The sequence below is a fragment of the Streptomyces siamensis genome (genome assembly GCF_039543605.1).
Taxonomy (GTDB): domain Bacteria; phylum Actinomycetota; class Actinomycetes; order Streptomycetales; family Streptomycetaceae; genus Streptomyces; species Streptomyces siamensis.
The window spans coordinates 1-7,299 of record NZ_BAABKB010000015.1 but is presented as its reverse complement, the minus strand read 5'-3'; the positions used below and the strand labels follow the sequence as shown (position 1 = coordinate 7,299).

The window sequence follows — 7,299 nt, the reverse complement described above, 5'->3', positions numbered from 1 at the left end:
TCGACCGCCCCGTACACACCCTGATCCTGATCGGTGGTGATCACGGCGACATGCGGCGCACCGAAGAACTCGAAGTTCCTCAGCCGCTGCGCCTCACGGGCGTCCCAGTCCTCCCGCGCGATCCCCAGACTGGCGTACAGGGCGTAACCCGCCCCGCGCCGACGCTCCTTGTAGACACCGCGGTACTCCGCCGGCGTCTCCAGGTCGGGCGTCGGCTGATGGGTCTTCGCGTGGTCGGTCAGACTCGCCGCGAACCGTCCGGTCGCCTCGCCCTTCGTCAGATACACCTGCCACGGCTGGGTGTTGCACCAGGACGCCGTTCGCTGCGCGATCCCGAACATCTCCGCGATCACGTCGTCGGAAACCTCGTCCGGCAAAAACGCACGGCAGCTCCAGCGATCACCGAGCAGCCTCTTGAACCCGACGGGTGCAGCCGCCACCGCGGACCCACCCGTGGGGCGGTCGGCCACGGAACGTACCTGGACTTCGAGGGCTTCTGACGTGCTCACAAGGTTCCCTTCGGTTGCCGCAGCGTGGCGGCCTTTCTGTGCCGATCAGTTGGGGGGAGTCGTGTTTCGTTCACCGAGCTCCCCGGCGGGAGAGCCAGGACGGCCGGCATCAGCCGGCCATCCTGGTTCAGAGAGCGTGGCCGTCAGAACTCGATGACGGCCTTGCCCCGCACCTGCTTGTCGAACTCCTTGTACGCGGCGTCGGCGTCCTCGATGCTCCAGCGATCGGTGAACAGCTTGTCCACGTCGATGCCGTTCTTGGCGACGAACCTGGCGCAGTCGCCCAGTCCCACGTTGGAGAAGGTGTAGGAACCGATGAGCGAGATCTGCTTGATGATGATGTCGGGGGACACATCCAGAGTGATGTCGCCACCGAGCCCGACCAGCGCCACACGACCCCAAGGACCGAGAGATCGCGTCGCCGCGGCACGTGCCGCGGGAGCGCCGGAACATTCGATGGAGACGGTCGCCCCCCTGCCGCCGGTGATCTCCCTGATAGCGGCTGTCGCGTCGGTGTCACTCGAGTCGACGACGTGGTGAGCCCCGAGTTCACGTGCCCGGGCGAGCCGGTCGGCGGCGATGTCGACCGCGATCACCTCGGCGCCCATGGCCGAGGCGAACTGGATGGCCGACTGGCCGATCGGCCCGAGCCCGAACACCGAAACGGTGTCCCGACCTGTCACGTCCGCACGCCTCAGCGCACCGAACGCCGTACCGGTACCGCACGCGATGGCGGCGCCGGCCGAGAAGCTGATCTCCTCGGGCAGGCGGACGAGGGTCTCGGCGGGCGCGACCATGAAGTTCGCGTGGCCGCCGTGGGCGGTGGCGCCGTAGATGGTGGCCCCCTGGGGACACATCTGGCTCCATCCGGTGCGACACAGGTCGCAGTATCCGCATCCCTTGTAATGGAAGACCATGACCCGGTCCCCGACCTTGAAGCTGCGGGGATCGACGTTCGGGCCGAGCTCGGCCACCACGCCACAGGGCTCATGCCCTGCGATGATCGCGGGGACCTCCGCCATGCCCCGGGAGGCGAAGTCCTTGAACCCGAGGGCCTTCAGGGCGGCCTCGGGCGGGTCGCGGTAGAACTTGAGGTCGCTGCCGCACAGACCCGAGGCCTTGATCTCGATCACTACTTCACCGGGGCCGGGAGTCGGGTCCGGGAAGTCCCTGACCTCGAGCTCTCGATTCCCCTTGAACACCACGCCGCGCATCAGATGACTCCAGTCTCGCCGTCAGGCTGTGTTGCGGGCCGAGCAGTCGTCCGACGCGTCACCGCTTGGCCGCCGTCATCGTCGCCACGATCACGACCGGCTCGGTGGTCCGGTTGCTCCAGATGTGCTTGACACCCCGCGTGACGAACGTGTCGCCCTGCTTGAGGAGGGTCTCCCCTGTCTCGGTGACGGCGTGCAGCTCGCCCGAGATGACCGTGACGACGTCCACCGTGTCGGTGAGGTGCCAGACCCCGCCGGCCTCACTGGTGTCACCGTCGTGGGTGTCGCCGCCGCCGAAGGCGTCGAGCGACGCGGCGTAGTCGGCCGCGTCGAACTCGCTGTCCGGCGGGAAGCTCGCCAGCCGGACCACGAGGCCCTCCGGCGGCGGTGCGATGACCGCGTCCGCACCGAGCGTGTTGGGCCCGTCGACGCGCGAGGGGAGGCTGTCGAACTGCCACACATCCATGACCGTGAAGCCCGGCGCCGCCATCCGCGTCGGGGTCAGCTCGTCGGCTATGATCGCCGACTTGCCTTCGGCGTCGAGGCCGGACACCACACGTCGCGCCTGAGCCTTCAGGTGCTCTCCGCTCACTTCCCACTCCCTTGTGGTTCGGTGCTCTGCTGTTGTTATGTGGTTCGGTGCTCTGCTGCTGCCTTGCGGTTTGGTGCTTTTCTGCTGTCCGGCGACTTCACGCCGGGACATCGAGCCCTTGCGGCAGGCCGATGGACTTCAGCTCGACGTACGCGTCGAACCCCTCCAGCCCGGCCTCACGGCCGATACCGCTCGACTTGAACCCCCCGATGGGGGCGTGGAATCCGACCGGGCTGCCATTGACCTCGATGGTGCCGGTGCGGATGCGGCGCGCGAGCTTGACGCCACGTTCGGGGTCTGCCGTGAACACGGAGCCGTTCAGGCCGTAGGACGAGTTGTTGGCGATCGCCACGGCCTGGTCCTCGTCGTCGTAGGTGAGCACCGAGACGACCGGACCGAAGATCTCCTCCTGGGCGATGGTCATCGACGGGTCGACACCGGCGAACACCGTGGGCTGCACGAAGAAGCCCTCCGAGAGGTTCGCGGGGCGCCCGCCACCCAGCACGACCCGGGCGCCCTGCGCACGGCCGGCCTCGATGTAGCCCTCCACGCGCTCCCGCTGGCGGGCGCTGACGAGCGGGCCGATCTGCGTGCTCGGGTCCTTGGGGTCACCCACCGGCATCGAGGAGACGACGGCCTCGAAGGCGTCGAGGAACTCGGCCTCCCGCGACCGGGGAACCACGATGCGGGTCTTGAGGCTGCACACCTGTCCGCTGTTGCGGAACGACCCCACGCGCAGCGACTCGGCGGCGGCCGCGAAGTCGGCGTCGTCCAGGAGGATGGCGGCGGACTTCCCTCCCAGCTCCAGCGTCACCCGCTTCAGGTCGTTCCCGCACAGCGAGGCGACCCGGCGGCCGGCCGCGGTGGAACCGGTGAAGGTGACCTTGTCGACGCCTGGGTGGGTGACGAGGTACTCGCTCGCCTCCCGGTCAGCGGGGACGATGTTCACGACGCCGGCCGGAAGCCCTGCCTCCGCCAGGAGCTCGCCGAGCAGATAGGCGTCGAGCGGGGTGTCCGGGGCGGGCTTGAGCACCATCGTGCAACCGCTGAGCAGGGCCGGAGCCAGCTTGAGCATCGTGATGAGGAGGGGCGCGTTCCACGGGACGACCGCGGCGACGACTCCGACCGGCTCCCTCAGCACGAGCGCCCGCCCCGTCGCCGACTGGCGGACGTCGGTGAACGGGTACTGCGGAGCGAGTTCCAGGAAGCTGTCCAGCAGTACCTTGGGGCTGGCGGCCTGCATGGACCGCGACAGCGTGATCGGACAGCCCATCTCGTCCGTCACGAGCGAGGCGATGTCGTCCGTCCGCTCCCCCATCAACACGCTGAGCCGACGCAGGACCCGCATGCGCTCCTGCAGCGTGGTCCGTGACCATTCGCCTTGGTCGAACGCCTGCCGCGCGGCGGCCACGGCGCGGTCCATGTCCTCGGCGGAGCCCGCCGGCACGTTGGCGATCGGCTTCCCGGTGAAGGGGTTGATCACCTCGATCGTCTCGGTCGACCGCGGCTCGACCCACTCGCCCCCGATGAAGAACCGCGCGTAATTTCCTTGCCAGACCACAGCTTCGTCCTCCCGCCGAACGGCGACCCGGGTGTCTCCTCGCGGCCGCGCAGTTCGTAAGATGGCGCCACTTTATACAATATATTAAATGCGTCAACCCCTCTGTGGGCTGGGATTTCCCCACCGCCGACACAGCCGGGCGCCGACCTTGAAAGTCGGCACCCATGGGCAACCCGCACCGCTGACCGCCCAGTTCAGTGGGCGCGGAACTCGGCCAGGTCGGACCGGACCCGGGAAGGCTCGTCCTCCAGCGGCATGTTGGCCGTGTCCTCGACGGCGTCCAGTGCCCCGCCGGCATCCTCGACTGCCCGTCCGAACAGGGCGGCCCAGTCGCGGGTGACCCTGCCGGGTCCGGAGTACGCCTCGAAGGTCTTGCCGAGCGCGTCCTTCGTCAGCAACGCCTCCACCAGGAGGTTGGCGAGGACCTCGCGGCTGATGCCGCCTTCCCCGGTGTCGCCCTGCTCGATGGTGACGTGGCGGCCGGCCTCGCCGCCATCCAGCCAGCCCGGACGCACGATGGTGTACGGGGCGCCGCTGAGCCGGACAACCCGCTCCGAGCGGCGCTTCCAGTCCAGGGCGTGGCCGCCCACGTTGAAATAGTGGTCGCGGCGGGTGACGAAGATCGAGGTCTGGAGCACGATCCGGGGCTTACGGTCGCCCAGGGCCCGCATGACGTTGACGACGCCGCCATAGTCGACGCGTCGCACGGAGTCGGCCCGGCTGTCGTTGTCGGAGCCGTGGACGAAGATGATGCCGTCGACGTCTCGGACCGCGCCGGCCAGGCTCGCGGTGTCTTCGAGGTCGCCGACGATGATCTCCGCGCCGGGCAGGACGTCGCGGGCGTGTTTCTCGTCGCGGGCGAGCGCGACGGGGGTGAGACCACGACCTGCGGCCGCGGCCATGACGTGGCGTCCGGTGCGTCCGGTGGCTCCGACGACGAGAACGCGGGTGGGAGTGGTGTCCATGAGCTGATCTCCTCTGCGAGCCTCCGGGCGGCGGGGCTGCCGTGCGCCTGCGGCCAGGAGGCGGTGGGGCTACTTCGGGGCGTACGGGTCCGCGTTCTCGGCACCGTCCGGCGTCGGTGCGCCCTGTTCCGTCGCGGCCCAGCTGGAGAGCAGCATGAGCGCTTCGTGTGAGGGTGAGCCGGGTTCGGCGGTGTAGCCGATGACCGTGAGGCCGGGGGCGCTGGCGACGTCGAGGGCCTCGAAGCGCAGGGTCATATCGCCCACCGCACGGTGGTGGAAGTCCTTGCTGCCGCTCTGGTGGGCCCGCACGTCATGGGCCGCCCACCGGGTCCGGAACTCGGCGCTGCGGGTTGCCAGTTCTCCGACGAGGCCGGTGACGGCCTTGGAGTAGGGCGACCGCGTGGCTTCGACACGCAGCAGTGCCACGGCGTCGTCGGCCGCCTTCTGCCAGGCGGGGAAGACCTCGTCGGCACGGGGGTTCAGGAAGATGAAGTGGGCGAGGTTCGGCGGCTCGGCCTGGTGCTCGAAGACCGGGCCGTACAGGGCCCGGCCCAGTGGATTGGCCGCCACTATGTCGAGGTGGGCGTTCTGCACGATGGTCGGCGCGGTGACCATCGTTTGGATGAGTGCCTGGACGCTCAGCGGTACCTGCCGGCGCGGGCTACGTGCCCGCCCCTGCCTTCTGCCCGCCTTGGCGGTGGCGGCGCGGGCAAGGTCGAACAGGTGGGTCGTCTCGACCTCGTCGAGTCGCAGGGCCGTGGTGATGGCGTGGAGGACTTCGTCGGAGACGCCGGCGACCTGGCCGCGCTCGATCTGGATGTAGTACTCGGCACTCACTCCGGCCAGGAACGCGACCTCCTCACGGCGCAGGCCGGGCACCCGGCGGCGTCCCGACGAGGGAAGTCCCACCTGGTCGGGGGTGATCTTCGCGCGCCGGGTCGTCAGGAAGTCTTTGATGTCCTTGGCGGTCTCCACGGTGTCCATGCTCCGAGGCTAGGTGCCTCCTGGGCCGCTATGGAGAGGCTGCCAGTACCCCCGATAAGCAGCGTCTCCCACCGGCGCGCGAAAGCCCGCAGTCTGAATGTCGTCGCCCGAACCAACCGGTCGAGCGCATCAGGACAGCACATGGAGCAGTCAGTGGAAGCCATCACGTTCCCCAACGGCCCGATCGACATGGCCGGCAACCTCTACCTCCCCGCCGGCTTCGACCCCGAGGGCAGCTACGCCGCGGTCGTCACCGTCCACCCCGGCGGTGGCGTGAAGGAGCAGGCGTCCGGCCTGTACGCGAGCAAGCTGGCCGAGCAGGGCTTCGTCGCGCTCGCCTTCGACGCCTCCTTCCAGGGCGACAGCGGCGGCGAGCCGCACCACCTGGAGGACCCCTACGCCCGCGTCGACGACGTACGCGCCGCGGTGGACTATCTCCAGTCCCTCCCCTACGTGGACGCGGAGCGCATCGGTGCGCTGGGCATCTGCGCCGGTGGCGGCTACGCCGTGAACGCCGCGATGACGGACTACCGCATCAAGGCCGTCACCACGGCCAGCGGCCTGAACATCGGCACGTCCTTCCGCCGGAACTGGTACGGCACCGACTCCGACGCGGCCGCCGTGCCCACGCTCCAGGCCCTCGCCCAGCAGCGCACCGCCGAAGCGCAGGGCGCCGAGGTCGCCTACCTCCCCTACGTGCCGGCCGAGCCGGACGAGACCACCCCCCGTGACCTGGTCGAGGCGCACGACTACTACCTCACCCCGCGCGCCCAGCACCCCAACGCCAAGAACAAGTTCCTCTTCACCAAGAGCGTCTCGCGGATCTTCACCTTCGATGCCTTCCACATGGTCGAGGACCTGCTCACCCAGCCCATCCTGATCGTGGCCGGCAGCGAGGCCGGCTCGCTGTGGATGTCCACCGAGCTGCACGGCCGCGCCCGCAGCCCCAAGAAGCTCGTGGTCGTCGAAGGCGGCGCCCACATGGACTTCTACGACGTCCCGAAGTACGTCGACCGCGCCATCGAGGAGGCCACACCCTTCTTCCGCGAGCACCTCACCGTCAAGCCCGCCGACGCGAGCTGAGCTTCCCGGCGTCGGTCCGGGCTCCCCTCCCCTGGCCGACGCCCCCGGCGACCCCGCCGCTCTCCGGAACGGCGGGTCTCCCCCTCCGGCCACCGTCGTCGGGCACCCACGATCGATGGCACGACCCGCGTCGACCTCTACGACGACGAGTACGTCAGCCGGGCCGTGGATCGGCTGACCGATTTCTTCGGTGAGCATCTCTCCAAGGCCTGACCGGAACACCCGGCCACAGGCCGGACAAAATCTCCAGCGGCGTGGTGGCTGAGCGGCCTCCCACGCCGCTGGGCGTCTCGACGGGGCCTCTACGCGGACTGCCGGTTGCCGGTGATCAGGCGCCGTGCGGCTCCGGCGGCCTTGCGTTCGATGTCCTCAGCGGTGCGCTGGTGTTGTG

Annotated in this window: 7 protein-coding genes; 1 reads left to right on the top strand and 6 read right to left on the bottom strand. The window is 69.2% G+C overall.

What is annotated here, in order from left to right:
- From ABEB03_RS20560 to ABEB03_RS20535, 6 genes are all read right to left on the bottom strand, one after another.
- On the bottom strand, positions 1-377 hold a 377-nt coding region (locus ABEB03_RS20560), incomplete at its 3' end, for a nitroreductase family protein (RefSeq protein WP_345651005.1).
- A gap of 275 nt (positions 378-652) precedes the next feature.
- The gene (locus tag ABEB03_RS20555) at positions 653-1,723 is read right to left on the bottom strand and encodes a zinc-dependent alcohol dehydrogenase family protein (protein ID WP_345650983.1); all 1,071 of its coding nucleotides are present in this window, start codon (positions 1,721-1,723) and stop codon (positions 653-655) included.
- Between the two features lie 58 nt (positions 1,724-1,781).
- Positions 1,782-2,315: a cupin domain-containing protein gene (locus ABEB03_RS20550; RefSeq protein WP_345650985.1), complete on the bottom strand. Its 534-nt coding sequence runs from the start codon at positions 2,313-2,315 to the stop codon at positions 1,782-1,784.
- A gap of 97 nt (positions 2,316-2,412) precedes the next feature.
- Complete coding sequence (locus tag ABEB03_RS20545; protein WP_345650988.1) at positions 2,413-3,876, bottom strand: aldehyde dehydrogenase; 1,464 nt, start codon at positions 3,874-3,876, stop codon at positions 2,413-2,415.
- Positions 3,877-4,070: 194 nt separating this feature from the next.
- Complete coding sequence (locus tag ABEB03_RS20540) at positions 4,071-4,841, bottom strand: SDR family oxidoreductase (RefSeq protein ID WP_345650991.1); 771 nt, start codon at positions 4,839-4,841, stop codon at positions 4,071-4,073.
- Between the two features lie 69 nt (positions 4,842-4,910).
- A complete protein-coding gene (locus tag ABEB03_RS20535; RefSeq protein ID WP_345650994.1) occupies positions 4,911-5,825 on the bottom strand; it encodes a helix-turn-helix domain-containing protein in 915 nt (304 codons plus the stop codon).
- 141 nt (positions 5,826-5,966) lie between these two features.
- On the opposite strand from ABEB03_RS20535, the gene ABEB03_RS20530 reads away from it, so the two are divergent.
- Positions 5,967-6,908 carry an alpha/beta hydrolase gene (locus ABEB03_RS20530; RefSeq protein WP_345650997.1) on the top strand — a complete coding sequence of 314 codons (942 nt, stop codon included), beginning with the start codon at positions 5,967-5,969 and terminating at the stop codon, positions 6,906-6,908.
- Positions 6,909-7,299: the final 391 nt, after the last annotated feature.